The organism is Rhodanobacter sp. PCA2 (assembly GCF_013620825.1).
Lineage (GTDB): Bacteria > Pseudomonadota > Gammaproteobacteria > Xanthomonadales > Rhodanobacteraceae > Rhodanobacter_A.
On the sequence record NZ_NJIC01000020.1, the window covers coordinates 22,703 to 42,084 of the forward strand.

The following is a 19,382-nucleotide window of genomic DNA, read 5'->3' on the forward strand; positions in this document are numbered from 1 at the left end:
AACGGTCAATCGTCGTCGGGCCAGCGTGAAGCGGATGGCTTGGTCTCGCGCCGCGGCGCCTCGTCGCCGGCATGCACGGCCTGCCACACCGCCAGCGCGTCGACCGTGGCGGCCACGTCGTGCACGCGCACGATGCGCGCGCCGCGCTGAACCGCGATCAACGCGGCGGCGGCGGAACCCGCGGCGCGCTCGGCGGGCAGCTTGCGGCCGGTCAGCGCGCCTATCATCGACTTGCGCGACAGGCCGGTGTACACGCCGCTGCCGAGGTCGGCGAAGCGTTCCAGCGCGCGCAGCAAGGCCAGATTGTGTTCGAGGTTCTTGCCGAAGCCGAAGCCGGGATCGACCATCACCTTGCGCTTGTCGATGCCCGCCAGTTCGCAGGCGAACAGGCGGTCGGTGAGGAAGCGGTGCACCTCGCCCACCACGTCGTCGTAATGCGGATCGTCCTGCATGCTGCGCGGCTCGCCCTGCATGTGCATCAGGCACACCGGCACGCCCAGTTCGGCGACCGCGTCCAGCGCACCGTCGCGGCGCAGCGCATACACGTCGTTGACCATGCCGGCGCCTGCGGCGACCGCGGCGCGCATCACCTCCGGCTTGGAGGTGTCGACGGCGATCGGCAGCGCCACGCGCTTCGCCAGTTCCGCGATCACCGGCAGCACGCGGCGCAGTTCCTCTTCCGCCGATACCTCCGCAGCGCCGGGGCGGGTGGACTCGCCGCCGACGTCCAGCAGGTCGGCGCCCTGCTCCGCCAGCGCGAGCCCGTGCGCCACGGCGGCCTCGGTGGTGGCGTGCTCGCCGCCGTCGGAAAACGAGTCGGGGGTGACGTTGACGATGCCGGCCACGCGCGGGCGATCCAGCACCAGCCGGCGACCGCCACAATCGAGCACGGGCGCGAACATGGCGTCGAGCGCGTTCATGCGGAGCCCTGCCCGCCCAGCGCGCCCATGTGGCGGCGGTAGTAGACCAGCTCGTCGATGGAGTCGCGGATATCCGACAGCGCGGTGTGCGCGGACTCCTTGCCGAAGCCCTTGCCGATCGCCGGCGCCCAGCGCCGTACCAGTTCCTTCAGCGTGGACACGTCGAGGTTGCGGTAGTGGAAATGACGTTCCAGCCGCGGCATCTGGCGATGCAGGAAGCGGCGGTCCTGGCAGATCGAGTTGCCGCACATCGGCGACTTGCCCGCCGGCACCCATTCGCGCAGGAAATCCAGCGTGGCCTGCTCGGCGATGGCGTGGTCCGTCGTGGAATCGAGCACCTGCTGCCACAGGCCGGATTTGCCGTGCTGGTTGCGGTTCCAGGCATCCATCGCCTCCAGCCGGTCCAGCTCGTGGCGTATCGCGAACACCGGGCCCTCGGCCAGCACGTTGAGATCCTTGTCGGTGACTATGGTGGCGATCTCCAGGATGGAGTCGGCGTCCGTGTCGAGGCCGGTCATCTCCAGGTCGATCCAGATCAGGTTGTCGTCGTTGGCTTGGCTCATGCGTCCTCCTGGCCGCGCAGTCTATCAAGGGACGCCCGGTCCGCGCCGGGGCCGCCGGGGCATCCGTGCGATCATCGGCGCATGCAGACGTTCTTCTGGCACGACTACGAGACCTTCGGGGCCGATACCCGGCGCGACCGTCCCGCGCAGTTCGGCGGCATCCGCACCACGACGGACCTGCAGATCGTGGGCGAGCCGGTGATGTTCTTCTGCCAGCCGCCGCGCGACAACCTGCCCCATCCGGAGGCCTGCCTGATCACCGGCATCACGCCGCAACAGGCGCAGCGCGAAGGCGTGTGCGAGGCCGAGTTCGCCGCGCGCGTGCACGAACAGCTCGCCGCGCCGGGCACCTGCGGCGTGGGCTACAACTCGCTGCGCTTCGACGACGAGGTGACGCGGCAACTGCTTTACCGCAACTTCCACGACCCCTATGGCCGCGAGTGGGAGAACGGCAACTCGCGCTGGGACCTGATCGACCTCGCGCGCATGTGCGAGGCGCTGCGGCCCGAAGGCATCGCTTGGCCCACGCGCGAGGACGGCACGCCCAGCTTCAAGCTGGAACTGCTGGCCACCGCGAACCACTTGCAGCAGGAACGCGCGCACGACGCGCTGTCCGACGTGCACGCGCTGATCGGCCTGGCCCGGCTGATCCGCGCGCGCCAGCCCAGGCTGTGGGACTGGTTCTACGCGCTGCGCCGCAAGCAGCGCGTGTTCGAATTGCTGGACGTGGCCGGCATGACGCCGCTGGTGCACGTCTCCTCGCGCTACCCGGCCAGCCGGCACTGCCTCGCCCTGATCGCGCCGCTGGCGCAGCACCCTGGCCGCCCGGGCGAAGTGATCGTCTGCGACCTCGCCGACGATCCGTCCGAATGGCTGCAACTGGACGAGGACGAGATCGCCGACCGCGTGTTCACCCCGCGCGCCGACCTGCCCGAGGGCGTGGCGCGCATTCCACTGCGCACCGTGCGTGCGAATCGCGCCCCCGCGCTGGCGCCGCTGTCCGCGCTGAAGGGCGCGGACCTGGCGCGGCTGCAGCTGGACCCCGAGCGCTGCCTCGCCCACCGCGACGCGCTGGCCGCCGCCGACGGGCTGGCCGCCAAGGTGGCCCGCGTGTTCGCCCGCGCCGCCGAGCTGCCGCCCGCGGAAGATCCCGAGCTGGCGCTGTACGGCGGCTTCCTGCCCGACGCCGACAAGCGCCTGCTGCGCGAGGTGCGTGCCACGCCGCCGGAGCAACTGGCCACGCGCGCGTTCCCGTTCCGCGATCCGCGCTACGCCGAGCTGCTGTTCCGCTACCGCGCCCGCAACTGGCCCGACACCCTGGACGGCGCGGAGCGCGAGCGCTGGGAAGCCTTCCGGCGCCAGCGCCTCACCCGCGAGACGCCGCTCACCACGCTCACCTTCGACGACTACTTCGCCACGCTCGCCGCGCTGCGCGCCGATCCCGCCCGGCAGGACAAGCTGCCGGTGCTGGACCAGTTGCAGGCCTGGGGCGAACAGCTGGCCGCCGAACTGACCTGACCGAACCGACCCGAGCCGCACACCCATGCCCCACGCCTACTTCACACCCGCCACGTTCAAGTTCCTGCGCGCGCTGGACCGCAACAACAGCCGCGACTGGTTCCAGGCGCACAAGGACGACTACGAGCGCCACGTACGCGAGCCGTTCCTGCAATTCATCACCGACCTGCAGGCGCCGCTGGCGAAGATCAGCCCGCATTACCGCGCCGACCCGCGCAAGAACGGCGGCTCGCTGTTCCGCATCTACCGCGACACGCGCTACTCCAACAACAAGCTGCCGTACAAGCCGTGGCAGGGCGCGCGCTTCTTCCACGAACGCCGCCACGAGATCCCCGCGCCGTCGTTCTACCTGCACATACAGCCCGGCGACTGCTTCGCCGGCGGCGGCATGTGGCACCCGGAGCCGGATGCGCTGAAGAAGATCCGCGCGTTCCTGGCCGACAACCCCGCCGCCTGGAAGAAGGCCACGCGCAGCCCGGCGTTCCGCGAACACATGACGTTCTGGGGCGAATCGCTGAAGCGTCCGCCGCACGGCTACGACCCCGGCCACGAACTGATCGAGGACCTGAAGCGCAAGGACTTCGCCTGCGGCGAAGGCTTCGATCAGGCGCTGGCCTGCTCCACCGAACTGCTGCCGTGGACCGTGGCCTGCTTCAAGCGCGTGGCGCCGATGGTGGACTACCTCTGCGCCACGCAGGAACTGGAGTTCTGATCCGCCCTGCGGCGCAGCAGCAGCCACCCGCCCACGCCCGCGCTCACCAGCGCCGTGATCGCCACGTAATACGCCGGCGCCATGCGCCCGGCGTGCACGGCCAGCCAACCTATCATCGCGGCGGTGCCCGCGCCGAACATGGCGTAGGCCACGTTGTACGAGAACGACAGGCCGGAGAAACGCACCGGCGGCGGAAACGCCTGCACCATCACCACGGGCACCACGCCGACCACGCCCACCAGCAGGCCGGCCAGCGCGTACAGCGGCAGGAAGTGCGCGCCGCCCGCGGCCAGGTCGGCGAACAGCGCGGCGGTGCCGGCGGTCAGCAGCAGCGAGCCGGCCGTCAGCGTCGGCAGCGCGCCGAAGCGGTCCGCCAGCCAGCCGTGGACCACGCAGCCCGCGGTCAGCGCGCAGGCGGCCAGGGCATTGCCGGAGAACGCCAGCGACGGCGGAATGCCGAAGCCCCTGGGCGCCAGCGTGGGCAGCATCAGGATCAGCACCACGATGGCGGCGGTGAGCATCCAGGTCACCAGCATGGACACCGCGACGGCACCCCGGTGGTTCGCCAGCACCACGCGCAGCGGCAGTTCGCGGCTGAGCTGCTGGCGTTCGCGCATCTCGGCGAACACCGGCGTCTCGCTGAGCCAGCGGCGCAGCCACACCGCCACGAAGCCGAACACGCCGCCCAGCAGGAACGGCAGCCGCCAGCCCCAGTCCAGCATCTGCGCGGGGGCCAGCCGCGCGTTGAGCCAGGCCGCCAGCAGCGAGCCGATCAGGATGCCGGTGGTGAGGCCCGCGGTGAGGCTGCCGCAGGCGAAGCCCGTGCGTCCGGCCGGCACGTGCTCGGCCACGAACACCCAGGCGCCCGGCACTTCGCCGCCCACCGCGATGCCTTGCACGATGCGCAGCAGCAGCAACAGCAGCGGCGCCAGCATGCCGATCTGCGCGTAGGTGGGCAGCAGGCCGATCGCCAGCGTGGGCAATGCCATCAGGAACACGCTGAGCGCGAACATGCGCTTGCGCCCGGAGCGGTCGCCGAAGTGCGCCATCACGATGCCGCCCAGCGGCCGCGCCAGGTAACCGGCGGCGAAGATGCCGTAGACCTTGAGCTGGGCCAGCCACGGCGCGGTGTCGTGCGGAAAGAACAGGTCGCTCAGCGGCGCGGCGAGGAACACGAACACCACGAAGTCGTAGAACTCCAGCGCGCCGCCCAGCGCGGACAGCAGCAAGGTGCGCGCGTCGCGGCGATCCAGCCGGCGCGCCGCCGCGCCGGTCATGTCCGGCGGCGGCAAGGTGGATGCTTCGCTCATGGAGGAACCGGCCCAGCAGGCGGAAACGGTTCGGCAACATAGCGCAGCGGCCGTGCGATGTCTCCGCACCGGCCGCCCCGGGCTGTCGATGCACGGCCAAGCCGAAAACGCAGCCGACGACCCGGATCGCCCTGCCGCGGCCTCCATGCGGCAGGGCGCGGCTGCACCCGCCATCGAGCGGGCGCCACGCACTACCATGCAACGGTCACCGCAAACCCATGCGGATCATGCGAAAACACCGACCGGGCGCACGCGGGACACTTCGCGCAGGCGCCCGCTTCCCCTATGCTCACGCGGTCCGGCGGGATGCCGGGCCCAAGGGCGGGTCGACCAGCCTGCACCCGATCCGTCCAGCGGCGTTTTCAGGGGGAGAGGAAACGTCGTTCACGGCTGGCCTGCGGCCAGTCATCCGGCCTGCGTCGCCGCGCTGCGACGCCGTGTCCATCCACGCAATCGGGAAGGAGTTTTCGATGAACCTGGGCAAACGCATGGTCGCCGAGTTTTTCGGCACGTTCTGGCTGGTATTGGGAGGCTGCGGCAGCGCGGTCTTGGCGGCGCACGTGGCGGGCGCGGACGGCTACCCGTTCGGCATCGGCTATGCCGGCGTGGCGCTGGCGTTCGGCCTCACCCTGCTCACGATGTGCTACGCGATCGGCCACATCTCGGGCTGCCACATCAACCCAGCGGTGACCTGCGGCCTCGCCGCCGGCGGCCGCTTCCCGGTGAAGGAAGTGGTTCCCTACATCATCGCCCAGGTGATCGGCGGCCTGGTGGCCGGCCTGGTGCTGTACACCATCGCCTCGGGCAAGACCGGCTTCGACGCCGTGGGCGGCGGCTTCGCCTCGAACGGCTTCGGCGCGCACTCGCCGGGCGGCTACTCGATGGCCGCGGCGGCGCTGTGCGAAATCGTGATGACCGGCTTCTTCATCTTCATCATCATGGGCGCCACCCATCGCAGCGCGCCGGTGGGCTTCGCCGGCATCGCGATCGGCCTCGCGCTGACCCTGATCCACCTGATCAGCATCCCGGTCACCAACACCTCGGTGAACCCGGCGCGTTCGACCGGCGTGGCGTTCTTCCAGGGCGGCTGGGCGGTGGAACAGCTGTGGTTCTTCTGGGTGATGCCCATCATCGGCGGCATCCTCGGCGGGCTGATCTACCGCTACCTGTGGAGCGACCGTCCGGCCCAGCCCGACATCACGGGCGACCGGGTCTGAGCATCCCCGCCACGCGGCCCCCGGGCCGCGTGGCGTGCCGCCGGGCGGCCTACGCCTCGTAAAGCTCGATCGGCAGCCCGTCCGGGTCGGCGAAGAAGACGAAGCGGCGGCCGGTGTGCTCGTCCATCCGCACCGGCTCGCAGGCGACGCCGCGCGCCGCAAGCACCGCCACCGCCGCGTCCACGTCGGCGACGACGAACGCGAGATGGCGCAGGCCTTGCGCCTCCGGCCAGGACGGGCGCGGCGGCGCGCCCGGAAACGAGAACAGCTCCAGTTGCACGCCGGGGCCGACTTCCAGGTCGCATTTCCAGGAATCGCGCGCCTCGCGGTAGACCTCGCGCACGATGCGCAGCCCCAGCGTCCCGCTGTAGAACGCCTTCGAGCGCGGATAGTCCGAGCAGATCAGGGCGACGTGGTGGATGCCGCGCAGCAGGGGTTCCATCGCTCAGGCCTCCGCGAACGGGAACGCCAGCACGTCGGCGATCGCGTCGGTGCCGGCCAGGCACATCAGCAGGCGCTCCACGCCCAGCGCCACGCCGGCGCAGTCGGGCAGCGCATCCAGCACGGCCAGCAGGCGCTCGTCCAGCGGCAGTTCGCATTGGCCGCGTTCGCGGCGGCGCGCGTTGTCGCGCTGGAAACGCGCGCGCTGCTCCGCCGCGTCGTTGAGCTCGTGGTAGCCGTTGGCCAGTTCGTACGGACCCAGGTACAGCTCGAAGCGTTCCGCCCGCGGCGGATCGCCGGGGCGCACCCGGGCCAGCGCGCACTGGCTGGCCGGATAGTCGTGGATCACCGTGATGCGGCCGTGCGGAAACGCCGGCTGCAGCTTGTGGGTGAGCAGCAGGTCCAGCCAGTCGTCGCGGGTCAGCCCTTCGGGCGCGATGCCGAAGTCTGCCAGCGGTGCGCGCAGTTCCTCGATGGACGCGTGCGCGGAATCGATGCCCAGCTCGTCGATGAACAACTGGCGGTAGCCTTCGATCAGCACCTCGGCACGACGTCCCTGCATCGCCAGCGCATCCTCCACCAGCTCGATCACCTCGTGCATCAGGCGGCGGTGGTCCCAGCCCACCCGGTACCACTCCAGCATGCTGAACTCGGGATTGTGCCGGCCGCCGGCCTCGCCGTTGCGGAACACGCGCCCCAGCTCGTAGCAGTCGCCCACGCCCGCGGCGAGCAGGCGCTTCAGCGGATACTCCGGCGAGGTGCGCAGCCAGCGCTCGCGCGCGCCGGCGTCGACGTGGCCGCTGAACTGCGTGCTGAAACCCTCGATGTTCGGCTCGGTGTTGCCGGCCGCGGAAAGGATCGGCGTCTCCACCTCCAGCACCTGGCGCGCGGCGAAGAACGCGCGCACCAGCGCGTACAGGCGGGCACGCAGGTGCAGCGCGGCGTGCAGGTTGCGGTGGTTCAAGGCGCGACCCCGTGTTCGGCCAGCAGCGCCAGCAGTTGCGCCTCGTCCCATACCGGCACGCCCAACTCGTTCGCCTTGTCGAGCTTGGAGCCGGCTTCCGCGCCAGCCACCACGAAACTGGTCTTCTTCGACACGCTGCCGGCAACCTTGGCGCCGAGGGCTTCGAGCTTTTCCTTCGCCTGGTCGCGGCTCATCGTGGGCAGGGTGCCGGTGAGCACCGCGGTCTGGCCTTCCAGCGGCAGGCTGCCTGCCTGCGCGGACTGCGGGATGACATCGAGCAGGCGCTGCATCGCGGCCTCGGCCTCGCGCAACTCATCCAGTTGCGATGTGTCCGCCAGGTAGGTTTCGAGATTGATCGCCGCCGCCTGCGGCAGGCCGGCGGTGATCCAGTGCGCCTGCCCCGCATCGAGCAGGCGCTGCAGCGTCGGATACTGCGCGGCCAGCAGCGTCGTGCCCTTGGCGCCGAGCTTGTTGACGTTCGCCATGTCCAGCAGCACGGCGAGGCCCAGCCGCTCGCGCAGCTTCGACGAGGGTTCGCCCTCGTCGCCGAACTGCACGCCCGCGGCCAGCAGCGCGTCGACCACCTGCTGGTTGCCCGGCTGCGCGAAGAAGCCGGCGATGGACGCGGCCACTTCGCCGCCGACGTCGGGCAGCACGCGCAACACCGGCGCCGGCATGCTGCGCACGAACTCCAGCCGCCCCAGCCATGCCGCCAGCGTCTTCGCCGTGCTCTCGCCGATGTGCATGATGCCCAGCCCGAACAGGAAGCGCGCCAGCGTGGTGTTCCTGCTGGCCGCGATGCCGTCGATGAGGTTCTCCGCCCACTTCGTCGCGATCTTGCCGGCCTTCACGGTCTCCGGCGTGGTGCCGTCGCGCTCGTCGGCACGGCGCTTCATGTCCAGGAAGTCGTCCAGCGTGAGCCGGTACAGATCGGCCGGCGTCTGCACGTAGCCGAAATCCACCAATGCATCGACATAGCGTTCGCCGAGGCCGTCGATGTCCATCGCGCGGCGCGAGGCGAAGTGGATCAACGCCTCCTTGCGCTGCGCCGCGCAGATGAGGCCGCCGGAACAGCGGTACGCCGCCTCGCCCTCCTCCCGCAGCAGCGCCGAGCCGCACACCGGGCAGTGCGCGGGCATCGTCCACGGCTGCGTGTGCGGCGGACGCTGCTCGGGCATCACGCGCACCACTTCGGGAATCACGTCGCCTGCGCGGCGCACGATCACCGTGTCGCCCACGCGCACGTCCAGCCGCGCCACCTGGTCGGCGTTGTGCAGGGTGGCGTTGGTGACGGTGACGCCGGCCACCTGCACCGGCGCCAGCCGCGCCACCGGCGTGGCTGCGCCGGTGCGGCCGATCTGGATCTCGATCGCCTCGACCGTGGTGGTCTGCTCCTGCGCCGGGAACTTGTGCGCGATGGCCCAGCGCGGCGCGCGCGCCACGAAGCCCATCTCGCGCTGCCCCTCGTAGTCGTCCAGCTTGTAGACCACGCCGTCGATGTCGTACGGCAGGCGGTCGCGCTTCGCGCCGATGCGCGCGAAATACGCGACCAGGCCCGCAAAGCCGCGGGCGGTGCCGACCTCGGGCGACACCGGGAAACCCCATTCGCGCAACTGCCGCAACGTGGCCGAATGCGTGGGCGGCAGCTCGCCGCCTTCCACCACGCCCACCGCGTAGGCGAAGAAGCTCAGCCGGCGCTTCGCGGTGATCGCCGGGTCGAGCTGGCGCAGCGAACCCGCCGCGCCGTTGCGCGGATTGGCCAGCGGCTTCTCGCCGTGCGTACGGGCGTATTCGTTGAACGCCTCGAAGTCCTTGCGCAGCATGATCACCTCGCCGCGCACCTCCAGCACTTCAGGCCAACCCGTGCCGCGAAGCCTCAGGGGAATGGCGCGCACCGTGCGCAGGTTGGCGGTGACGTCCTCGCCGGTCTCGCCGTCGCCGCGGGTGGCGCCCTGCACGAACTGGCCGTGCTCGTAGCGCAGGCTGATCGCCAGGCCGTCCAGCTTGGGCTCGACCGAGAACACCGGCACGGCGCGGTCCAGCGTCTGCTCGATGCGCCGCTCGAACTCGGCCACCTCGTGGAAGCGGGTGCGTTCGTCCTCGCCCGGCTGCTCGAAGGCATTGGACAGCGACAGCATCGGCATCGCGTGGCGAACCTCGGCGAAGCCGCCGCTGGCGCGCGCGCCGACCTTGCGCGTGGGCGAGTCGGGCGTGGCCAGTCCGGGATGCGCCGCTTCCAGAGCCTCCAGCTCGCGCAGCAGGCGGTCGTACTCGGCGTCGGTGATCTCCGGATCGTCGAGCACGTGGTAGCGGTAGTTGGCCTGCTCGATGCGCTCGCGCAAATCGGCGGCACGGATCCGGCTGTCGGCGGGGACGGAAGATGCGCTCATGGGGGAAGTTTAACGATGCGCGCGCCGCGGCGGACGGCCGGAGTAAGCGAATCGAAAGGCGGCGGGACTAGGCTGCACCACCGCCGGCCCCGTCTCCGGGCCGCAAGGGAGGCACCCCATGCGCACGACAGTTCCCGCTTCGTTGCTGCTCGCCTTCACCCTCGCCACGCCCGCCTTCGCCAGCGGCGGCCCGTTCGGCATCGATCACCGCCTCCATTACGACAACAGCGGCATCTGGAAGCGCAGCAACCAGACCACGCTGATGTACGGCACCATCGTCACGGTGGCCGGCGGCGCGCTGGCGTTCGGCGACCAGGACAAGCTGGGCGACACGTTCTGGCGTTCGGTGGACGCCATGGTGGTCTCCGGCGTGGGCGCTGAGGCGCTGAAACACACGTTCCAGCGCGAACGCCCCTCGCAGACCTCCGATCCGAACCGCTTCTTCGAGGGCAGCCATGCGCAGAGCTTCCCCAGCGGCGAGGTCACCGCCATCACCGCCGCGGTGACGCCGTTCATCGTGAACTACGGCCACGACCACCCGGCGGTGTACGCGCTGGCCCTGCTGCCCGCCTACGACGCGGTGGCGCGCATGAAGACGCGCGGCCACTGGCAGAGCGACGTGCTGGCCGGCGCCGCGCTGGGCGCGGGCGTGGGCATCTGGGCCGCGCACCGCCATTCGCCGCTGATCCTGGGCTGGCTGCCGGGCGGTTTCCAGGTGGGCTTCGTGCACCACTTCGGCACCCACCCGTAGGCGGCGAACGACGCCGCCCGTTGCCCGACCTGAAGGCTCAGCGGTGCAGGTCGCCGGCCGCCTCCGGCTGGTAGTCGATCGACACCACGGTGAGGCGGCGCTTGCGGCCGTCCGGCGTGGGCCAGTCGATGTGCTTGCCCTTGGCCAGGCCCAGCAGCGCGCTGCCCACCGGCGCCAGGATGGACACGGTGCCGGGCTTGCCGGCCGCGGCGGGATAGACCAGGGTCAGTTGCAGCGGCGGGCTGCCTTCCTCGTCGGTGAAGCTCACGGTCGAGTTCATCGTCACCACGTTGCCCGGCATCTCCTCGGGCTCCAGCACCTTGGCTCGGTCCAATTCCTCGCGCAGCGCCGCATGACCCGCGGCCTCGGCGGCCGACATGCGATCGAACAAGGCCTCGATGCGTTCGAGGTCGAGGCTGGAAACGGTGATGGCGGGTTTGCGGCTCATGGTCCTTGGTCCTGTCGCAGGCAGTGCGGGTCGCGCAAAAACACACGCCGGGGCGATGGCGCCCCGGCGCGCGGTCGTCTTGGGTGTGTCGCCGTCCCGAACTGGGGGCGGCGATCGATGAAACAAGGCTGACTCTGCGCAGGATCTTGACAGAAAGCAAGCTGTCACAACAGCTATCATTCGCCCAATGCCACCGCAAGCCGCCGAGACATCTTCCCCCGCCGACGCGGCCGCAGCGCCCGAGGGGGCGGCGGCCCCGCCGGAAATCTCCACGCGCCAGCGCTATCGCGGCCTGCTGTGGCTGGTGGCCGCGGCGTTCTTCATGCAGTCGCTGGATTCCACCGTGGTCAACACCGCGGTGCCGGCCATGGCGGACGCGCTGCGGGAAACCCCGCTGGGCATGCGCAGCGCATTGACCAGTTACGTGCTGACGCTCGCGGTGCTGATCCCGGCCAGCCCCTGGCTGTGCGACCGCTTCGGCACGCGCCGCGTGTTCGGCGGCGCGATCGTGCTGTTCGGCCTGGGCTCGCTGCTGTGCGGCCTGTCGCAGACGCTGACCCAGCTGGTGGCCGCGCGCGTGCTGCAAGGCATGGGCGGCGCGGCGCTGATGCCGGTGGGGCGCTACGTGCTGGTGCGCAGTATCGACCGGCGCGAGTTCGTGCGTGCGATGAGCACGGTGGCCACCTTCGGCCTGCTCGGTTCGGTGCTGGGTCCGCTGCTGGGCGGCGCGCTGGTGGAATACACCTCGTGGCGGCTGATCTTCCTGATCAACGTGCCGGTGGCGATCGCCGGCGTGTGGATGAACCGGCACGACATGCCGGAATACCGGCTGGAGCACGCGAACCGTTTCGACCTCGCAGGCTTCCTGCTGTTCGCGCTCGCCTCCGCCCTGCTGCTCACCGCCTCGGAACTGGCCGGCGCCGAGCCCGTGCCCTGGCTGCAGATGGCCGCCTGCGGCGTGGTCGCCCTGGCGCTGGGCGCGGTCTACGTCTGGCACAGCCGGCGCACTCCGCACCCGGTGGCGGACCTTTCGCTGCTGCGCGTGCGCAACGTATGGGTGTCGCTGGCCGGCGGGCTGTTCACCCGCCTGGGCATCTCCGGCATGTTCCTGCTGCTGATGCTGTTCCTGCAGGTGGGCTGCGGCTGGTCGCCGCTGGCGGCGGGCCTGATGATGGTGCCGCAGGCGCTGGGCTCGATCGCCGCGAAGTGGATGGTGAACCGCGCGCTGGTGCATTACGGCTACCGCCGCCTGCTGCTGGGGAACACGCTGATCGTGGCGGTGCTGCTGGCCGCCTTCGCGATGTTCGGACCGGGCACGCCGCCCTGGGTGATCGCGCTGTTCACGTTCTGCTACGGCGGCTTCACCGGGCTGCAGTACACCACGATGAACACGCTGATCTACCACGACCTCGACATCAGCCACGCCTCGATGGCGTCGTCGATGGCGTCCACCGTGCAGTACCTTGCGATGAGCTTCGGCATCGCGCTGTCCACGCTGCTGATGCAGGCGCTGCTGCGCGGGCACGCGCCCGAGGATTTCGTGGTCGCGTTCCGCTGGACCGTGCTGCTGCTGGGCCTGATCACCGCCGCCGCCAGCCGCGTGTTCGGCCGGCTTCGTCCCGACCGCCCGGCCGAGGCGCTGCCCTCCGCCGGTTGAGTACAGCGCCAGGGGCGCATCCGGGCCTCCGGTGCGGGCAACCGGTAGCATGCGGGCTCCACACCACTCCGGAGGCAACGCGTGCACCACGCCAGCGACATCCTGCTCGCCCTGTTCATCGTGTTCGTCGCCGCGCAGGTCGGCGGCGAGATCGCGCGCTGGCTGAAGCTGCCGGGCGTGGTGGGCGAGATCGCCGCCGGCTGTGTGGTCGGCCCCTCGCTGCTAGGCTGGATCACGCCTGGGCAGATCGCCACCGGCACGCCGCTGGACGTGCTGGCCGAGATCGGCGTGGTGCTGCTGCTGTTCTCGGTGGGCCTGGAAACGCGGCTGGAGGACCTGAAGAAAGTCGGCAAGGCGGCCTTCCTGGTCGGCGTGATCGGCGTGCTGGTGCCGTTCGGCATGGGCGCGCTGTGGGCGCACGGCAGCGGCTTCGGCTGGGACAAGTCGATGTTCGTGGCTGCCGCCTTCGTGGCCACCTCGGCCGGCATCACCGCGCGCGTGCTGCAGGAACTCGGCGCGCTGCAGCGGGTGGAAAGCAAGGTGATCCTGGGCGCGGCGGTGATCGACGACATCCTCGCCATGCTGCTGCTCGGCGTGGTGGTGTCGCTGCAGGGCGGCGCAGGCTTCAGGCCCGGCAAGTTGCTGTGGGTGCTGGGCGCGGCGGTGGGCTTCATCGCGGTGATCGGCTGGGGCGGCACGCGGCTGATGCGGCGCGGCTCCGGCTGGCTCGACAAGCCGCGCCACGCGCAATCGCCGCTGCTGATCGCGCTGGCGCTGTGCCTGGGCCTTGCCTGGCTCTCCACCCTGTTCGGCCTCGCCGCGATCATCGGCGCCTTCCTCGCCGGCATGATCGCTTCGGAAACCCGCCAGCAGCACACGCTGGAACAGCAGACCCAGCCCCTGCTGACCCTGCTCACCCCGTTCTTCTTCGTGGTCACCGGCAGCAAGATCGACCTGCGCGAACTGGCCACTGCCGACGCGTTGTGGACGCTGCTGGCGGTCACCGCGATCGCCATCGTTTCCAAGCTGCTGGGCGGCGGCCTCGGGGCGCTGTCGCTGGGCCGACGCAGCGCCGTCATCGTGGGCTGCGGCATGGTGCCGCGGGGCGAGGTGGGCGTGGTGATCGCCAGCCTCGGCCTCGCCGCCGGCGTGTTCGGCGACCGCATCTACGCGATCATCGTGGCGATGTCCCTGCTTACCGCGATACTGACGCCGCCGGTGCTGGCGTGGCTGCTGCGCCGCGCGCCGCGGGGCGACGACACGACCGCAACGGACGCGCCGGCGCGTTGACGCCGCGCCGGGCGGAACGGCGGAATGCGTGCCGTGCGTCCACTCCACCTGCGGGTGGCTGCGGCATAAACTTGCGGGCAACCACATCGGTTTCGCCCCCCCCCAGGAGGTTTTCCATGAACGCCAGGTCCCTGCTCGCCCTCCCCTTTGCCGCCATGGTCGGTCTCGCCGGCACCGCCGCCGCGCAGAGCAGCAGCGGCGTGCTCGTACGCAACGACGGCATCTACCTGCGCTGCGACCAGTGCGGCACGGTGCAGCGCGTGGAGCACAACATCACCCAGGGCGGCGGCCACGGCACCGCTGGCGCGGTGATCGGCGCCATCGCCGGCGGCGTGCTGGGCAACCAGGTCGGCAAGGGCAAGGGCCGCAAGCTCGCCACGGTGGGCGGCGCGGTGGGCGGCGGCTTCGCCGGCAATGCGATCGGCAACAACGCCGGCAGCACCGACAGCTGGACCGTGCGCATCAAGATGGGCAACGGCAGCGTACAGAACGTCCAGGTGCGGGACGCCAGCGCGGTGCGCGACGGCGATCTGGTGCAGGTCGACGGCGACGGCAACATCACCCGCATCCGCTGAGCGCCCTTCACCATCCGCAGACGTCGCTCCTCCGGGGCGGCGTCCCGCCGGCCAACCGCCCCGCAGCGCGACCGCGCCCAGCCCCGGCCGACGCCTCGCCCGCACACGACGCTGACGTTCGGCCCCCTCCTGCAACGCGGTGCGGAGTCCATGCACTGCCCGCGCCCGCGATGAGGCCGTCCACCCCGCGCGGCACCGCAAGATCGCCGGACCGAGCCGCCGTTCCGCGACACGCATGAGCGCTGCACGATGTTGCAGCGGACGTCCCCTGCCCGCGAGCGCCGTGCACCCCCGGCGCAAGGCCGCATGCGATCCGTCGCGCGGCGTCGTCGCCACGCACACGCCACTTCGAAGCCGGAAGCAGGTGCACGCATGCACCCGCGGCGGCCGGCCTCGCGGGTTCTGCGGCGATCGCGGCGCAATTCATTTCATTTTCGTCACAATGAAAATCAAGACAATGTGAAATTTCACATAATCATCACTCATTCACATCGTCTTCAAACCGTTGCAATCACACTGCGCACAACGATTCAATGGATCATTTGGCTCCGGTTCACTGACAAACAGTCTCGGCGTGCAATCATCGAACTTCATTCCGGGCCTGCAATGCCGAATCGCCCGGAATCCATCAGGTGTACAAAGCGCACCGCCGGAATCGTAATCAAGGGCAGGCAGCACGCCGTGAATTGCCCGCCATTTGCCTCACTCCGGGGCATTCGATGCATATTCCAAACAGGGCCACGAAACTCGCATTCATGTGAGTTTTCCTGAAATGCACAGGAGAATGGACCGCCATTACTGACATCCTTGGATCGACGTTGGCACGGGATCGGGAGTATGACGGCGCTGTGTTCGAGCGGATATTGATTGTCTGCATGGGTAACGTCTGCCGCAGCCCCGCGGCCGAGTACCTGTTCAGGGCACGCACGGATTCGCCCGGCGTCAACTTCACCAGCGCAGGCCTTTGCGCGCCCGAGGGGCGGCCCATGGACCCTACCGCCCTGGAACTGCTGGCCGACAGCGGCATCGACGGAACCATGCACCGGGCCCGTCAGCTGGCGCCTTCCATGCTGCATGAGGCGGACCTGATCCTGGGCATGGAAAAGAGCCATGTCGACGCAATGGTCCGCCTGGTTCCGGAAACCCGCGGCAAGGTCTATCTGCTGGACAAATGGCTGGATGGAAACGACATACCCGATCCGTATCGCCAGCAGCGTCCCGCCTTTGAATACGTTCACGAAATGATAGCGAGGGATATTGAAAGCTGGCGACCTTATCTCTGACCACGATTCAAGTCATGTAATGGCAATCCTATGACCAGCCCATTGAATCCCATGCAACGCGATAACGAAATCGACCTGAGCGAAATGCTCGGCACGCTCCGCGACAACAAATGGCTCATAGGCCGCATCGTAGGTTTCTTCGTCATTCTCGGCATTATCTACGCCCTGGTGGCCACGCCCATCTACCAGGCCACCTCGACCGCACAGGTGGACCAGAAGGTCCCCGAACTTCCCGGCCTGACGGCGCTCACCCAGACGCTGGGCACGGAGAGTCCCGAAACGACCACGCAGGCCGCGCTGATCACCTCGCGCATGGTGGTCGGCGGCGTGGTCGACAAGCTCAAGCTCACCACCAGCAGCAGCGCCGAGCGCATCCCCTTGTTCGGCAACTTCATCGCCCGCCTCTATGCCTCGCGCCATCCGGGCCAGGTGGCCGCACCCTGGTTCGGCATGAACGGCTACGACTGGGGCGGTTCGAAGCTGGACATCTTCCAGCTGAGCGTGCCGGAGTCGCTGCAGGACCAGCCGCTCACCCTGGTGGCGGGCGAGAACGGGGAATACGTGCTGCAGGACAAGGACGGCAACCTGCTGCTCACCGGCAAGGCCGGGCAAGGCGCCGGCAACCAGGGCGTGACGATGCAGGTGAAGACGCTGCAGGCCAACCCGGGCACCCATTTCCGCGTCGTCAGCCACAGCAGGCTGACCGTGACCAACCGGCTGCGCAAGGCCATCAAGGTCACCGAGCAGGGCAAGGATTCGGGCATCCTCGACATGACCTACGACAACGCCGACCCGGTCCTGGCGGGCAATATCCTGCGCGAGGTCGGCGAGTTGTACGTGCGCCAGGACGTGGATCGCAATTCCGCGCAGGCGGCGAACAGCCTGGAGTTCGTCCGCGAGCAACTGCCCAAGGTGCGCAGCCAGCTGGAACAGGCCACCGCCGCGCTCAACGCCTACCAGCTCAAGGCGCGCTCGGTCGACATCAGCATGCAGACCCAGAGCCTGCTGGACCAGGAAGTCTCCATCCAGGGCAGCATCCAGCAGTTGCGCCTGCAGCAGGCCGACATGCAGCGCCAGTACACCCCCGCGCATCCGGCCTACAAGGCCTTGATGCAGCAGATCGGCCAGCTGGAAGCGAAGAAGGCCTCGATCGACAAGCAGGTCGGCACCCTGCCGAACACCCAGCAGGAACTGCTGAAGCTGACCCGCGACGTGCAGGTGAGCAACGACACCTACACCGGCCTGCTCAACCAGGCCCAGCAGCTGGACATCGCCCGCGCCGGCACGGTGGGCAACGTGCGCATCGTCGACAGCTCGGCCGTCGACGTCACGCAGCCGATATGGCCGCGAAAGTCCATCGTGGTGCTCAGCAGCACCTTCCTGGGCGGCTTCGTGGCGCTGCTGTTCGTGTTCATCCGGCAAGCGCTCAACCGCGGCATCGAAGATCCCGCCGTCATCGAGAACCTCGGCCTGCCGGTGTACGCCTCGATCCCGGTCAGCCTGCGCGAACAGGCCCTGCACGACAAGCGCGGCCGCACCTACGACAAGCAGCGACTGCTGGTCATGGATGCGCCGGCGGACATGGCCACGGAGGCCTTGCGCAGCCTGCGCACCAGCCTGCACTTCGCGCGCCTGGAGGCGAAGAACAACGTGCTGATGATCACCGGCTCCAGCCCGGACGTCGGCAAGACCTTCGTCTCCGCGAACCTCGCCACCCTGGTCGCCCAGGGCAACCAGCGCGTGCTGCTGATCGACGGCGACATGCGCATGGGCACGCTGCACCGGGTCATGGGCGGCCATGCCGAGGGCGGCCTTTCCGAGTTGATATCGGGCCAGGCCGACCTGGAAACGACGGTGCGCCAGATCGGCACGTCGCAGAACCTGTACTTCATCGGCCGCGGCAAGATTCCGCCGAATCCGTCCGAGCTGCTGATGAACTCCCGCTTCTCTGCCATGCTCGAACACGTCAAGAAGATGTTCGACCTGGTCATCATCGACACCCCGCCGATCCTGGCCGTGACCGACGCCGCCATCATCGGCCACCACGCCGGCACGGCGCTGATGGTGGTGCGCTTCGGACTCAACCAGGCGCGCGAAGTCGCGCTGGCAAGGCAGCGCTTCGAACAGAACAACATCCACCTCCGCGGCGCCATCTTCAACGCCGTCGAGAAGCGCAGCAGCGGCTACTACTCCTACGCCTACTACGGTGTCGACAAGGCCGCCGGGTGAGCGCGGCGGCGCACCTTGCCGCATGCGCCGCGCCACGGGGCGCATCCGGCAGGACGGGAACGAACGGCGGCGACCACCCGGTAGCCACGCGCACACGGCGATTGCACGCAGGCCGGCAGAGACCGCACGGAACCAGGATCAGCTTCCATGACCACCCCGACGAAGAACTTCGCCCTGATCGGCGCCGCCGGCTACATCGCGCCTCGCCACATGCAGGCGATCAAGGCCACCGGCAACCGCCTGCTGGCCGCGTTTGACCCCAACGACTCGGTCGGCATCATCGACAGCCACTTTCCCGAGGCCGATTTCTTCACCGAATTCGAGCGCTTCGACCGGCATGTCGACCTGCGCCGGCGCGCGGCCAACGGCAACCAGGTCGACTACGTCTCGATCTGTTCGCCGAACTACCTGCACGACTCGCACATGCGCTTCGCCCTGCGCTCGGGCGCCCACGCGATCTGCGAGAAGCCGCTGGTGCTCAACCCCTGGAACATCGACGGCCTGCTGGAAATCGAGCGCGAGACCGGCAGGCAGGTCAACACCATCCTGCAGCTGCGCCTGCATCCGGCGATCGTCGCCCTGCGCGAGCGGGTGCGGCAACGGCAAGGCGGCCCCAAGCACGAAGTCGACCTTGCCTACGTCACCTCGCGCGGCCACTGGTACCTGCAGAGCTGGAAAGGCGACCAGAAGAAATCCGGCGGCATCGCCACCAACATCGGCGTGCACTTCTTCGACATGCTGCACTACATCTTCGGCGCGCTGCAGGCCAACCGGGTGCACCTGCGCGACGACACCAAGGCGGCCGGCTACCTGGAATACGAGAACGCCCGCGTGCGCTGGTTCCTGTCGGTGGACATCGAGGACGTGCCCGCGGCGCTGCGCGACGGCGGCCAGCGCACCTACCGCTCGATCACCGTGGACGGCGAGGAGATCGAGTTCTCCGGCGGCTTCGCCGACCTGCACAACCGCAGCTACGAGGAAATCCTCGCCGGCCGGGGTTTCGGCCTGGAGGAAAACCGCGTGGCCATAGAGACCGTGGCCACGATACGCACCGGCGACGTCGTGCCCGCGGGCGGCGACGGCCATCCCTTCCTGCAACGGCAAGCCTGAGGTA

The 19,382-nt window shown here is 69.3% G+C and carries 17 protein-coding genes; 10 read left to right on the forward strand and 7 right to left on the reverse strand.

Annotation, left to right across the window (positions count from 1 at the left end; translation table 11 throughout):
- Nucleotides 1–5: 5 nt before the first annotated feature.
- Together folP and orn are read right to left on the reverse strand one after the other, a co-directional pair.
- Nucleotides 6–902, reverse strand: coding sequence for a dihydropteroate synthase (gene folP / locus PCA_RS08005; RefSeq protein WP_181302225.1), 897 nt, complete (start codon nt 900–902; stop codon nt 6–8).
- 14 nt (nt 903–916) lie between these two features.
- Nucleotides 917–1,483 (reverse strand): oligoribonuclease, encoded by a 567-nt coding sequence (gene orn, locus PCA_RS08010; protein WP_181302073.1) that lies wholly within the window; start codon nt 1,481–1,483, stop codon nt 917–919.
- 81 nt (nt 1,484–1,564) lie between these two features.
- Between orn and sbcB the strand changes: the two genes are divergently transcribed.
- Nucleotides 1,565–3,001, forward strand: coding sequence for an exodeoxyribonuclease I (gene sbcB, locus PCA_RS08015; protein WP_181302074.1), 1,437 nt, complete (start codon nt 1,565–1,567; stop codon nt 2,999–3,001).
- 25 nt (nt 3,002–3,026) lie between these two features.
- The gene (locus PCA_RS08020; RefSeq protein ID WP_181302075.1) at nt 3,027–3,713 is read left to right on the forward strand and encodes a DUF2461 domain-containing protein; all 687 of its coding nucleotides are present in this window, start codon (nt 3,027–3,029) and stop codon (nt 3,711–3,713) included.
- On the opposite strand, the gene PCA_RS08025 is transcribed toward PCA_RS08020, so the two are convergent.
- A complete protein-coding gene (locus PCA_RS08025) occupies nt 3,680–5,023 on the reverse strand; it encodes an MFS transporter (protein WP_181302076.1) in 1,344 nt (447 codons plus the stop codon). The genes PCA_RS08020 and PCA_RS08025 overlap by 34 nt on opposite strands.
- 470 nt (nt 5,024–5,493) lie before the next feature.
- Between PCA_RS08025 and aqpZ the strand changes: the two genes are divergently transcribed.
- Nucleotides 5,494–6,240, forward strand: a complete 747-nt coding sequence (gene aqpZ, locus PCA_RS08030) for an aquaporin Z (RefSeq protein WP_181302077.1) — start codon at nt 5,494–5,496, stop codon at nt 6,238–6,240.
- Between the two features lie 49 nt (nt 6,241–6,289).
- On the opposite strand, the gene PCA_RS08035 is transcribed toward aqpZ, so the two are convergent.
- The 3 genes from PCA_RS08035 to ligA are packed head-to-tail and all read right to left on the reverse strand — an operon-like array spanning nt 6,290 to nt 10,035.
- Complete coding sequence (locus PCA_RS08035; protein WP_181302078.1) at nt 6,290–6,682, reverse strand: VOC family protein; 393 nt, start codon at nt 6,680–6,682, stop codon at nt 6,290–6,292.
- Between the two features lie 3 nt (nt 6,683–6,685).
- Nucleotides 6,686–7,645, reverse strand: coding sequence for an EF-P lysine aminoacylase EpmA (gene epmA / locus PCA_RS08040; RefSeq protein WP_255436736.1), 960 nt, complete (start codon nt 7,643–7,645; stop codon nt 6,686–6,688).
- Nucleotides 7,642–10,035, reverse strand: a complete 2,394-nt coding sequence (gene ligA / locus PCA_RS08045) for an NAD-dependent DNA ligase LigA (protein ID WP_181302080.1) — start codon at nt 10,033–10,035, stop codon at nt 7,642–7,644. The genes epmA and ligA overlap by 4 nt, the downstream gene beginning before the upstream one ends.
- Before the next feature lie 118 nt (nt 10,036–10,153).
- On the opposite strand from ligA, the gene PCA_RS08050 reads away from it, so the two are divergent.
- Entirely contained in the window at nt 10,154–10,786 is a 633-nt protein-coding gene (locus tag PCA_RS08050; RefSeq protein ID WP_181302081.1) for a phosphatase PAP2 family protein, read from the forward strand.
- A gap of 37 nt (nt 10,787–10,823) precedes the next feature.
- Here the strand turns inward: PCA_RS08050 and rnk are convergent, their stop codons facing one another.
- On the reverse strand, nt 10,824–11,234 hold the full coding sequence (gene rnk, locus PCA_RS08055; protein WP_181302082.1) for a nucleoside diphosphate kinase regulator: 411 nt from the start codon (nt 11,232–11,234) through the stop codon (nt 10,824–10,826).
- A 187-nt stretch (nt 11,235–11,421) separates the two neighbouring features.
- Between rnk and PCA_RS08060 the strand changes: the two genes are divergently transcribed.
- The 6 genes from PCA_RS08060 (at nt 11,422) to PCA_RS08085 (ending at nt 19,378) form a co-directional block, all read left to right on the forward strand.
- Nucleotides 11,422–12,891: an MFS transporter gene (locus tag PCA_RS08060; RefSeq protein ID WP_181302083.1), complete on the forward strand. Its 1,470-nt coding sequence runs from the start codon at nt 11,422–11,424 to the stop codon at nt 12,889–12,891.
- A gap of 81 nt (nt 12,892–12,972) precedes the next feature.
- Nucleotides 12,973–14,181 (forward strand): cation:proton antiporter, encoded by a 1,209-nt coding sequence (locus PCA_RS08065; protein ID WP_181302084.1) that lies wholly within the window; start codon nt 12,973–12,975, stop codon nt 14,179–14,181.
- 116 nt (nt 14,182–14,297) lie between these two features.
- Complete coding sequence (locus PCA_RS08070; protein WP_181302085.1) at nt 14,298–14,756, forward strand: glycine zipper 2TM domain-containing protein; 459 nt, start codon at nt 14,298–14,300, stop codon at nt 14,754–14,756.
- 848 nt (nt 14,757–15,604) lie between these two features.
- Nucleotides 15,605–16,039, forward strand: a complete 435-nt coding sequence (locus tag PCA_RS08075) for a low molecular weight protein-tyrosine-phosphatase (protein WP_181302086.1) — start codon at nt 15,605–15,607, stop codon at nt 16,037–16,039.
- Between the two features lie 30 nt (nt 16,040–16,069).
- Nucleotides 16,070–18,268, forward strand: coding sequence for a polysaccharide biosynthesis tyrosine autokinase (locus PCA_RS08080; RefSeq protein WP_181302087.1), 2,199 nt, complete (start codon nt 16,070–16,072; stop codon nt 18,266–18,268).
- Nucleotides 18,269–18,415: 147 nt separating this feature from the next.
- Nucleotides 18,416–19,378 carry a Gfo/Idh/MocA family oxidoreductase gene (locus PCA_RS08085; RefSeq protein WP_181302088.1) on the forward strand — a complete coding sequence of 321 codons (963 nt, stop codon included), beginning with the start codon at nt 18,416–18,418 and terminating at the stop codon, nt 19,376–19,378.
- Nucleotides 19,379–19,382: the final 4 nt, after the last annotated feature.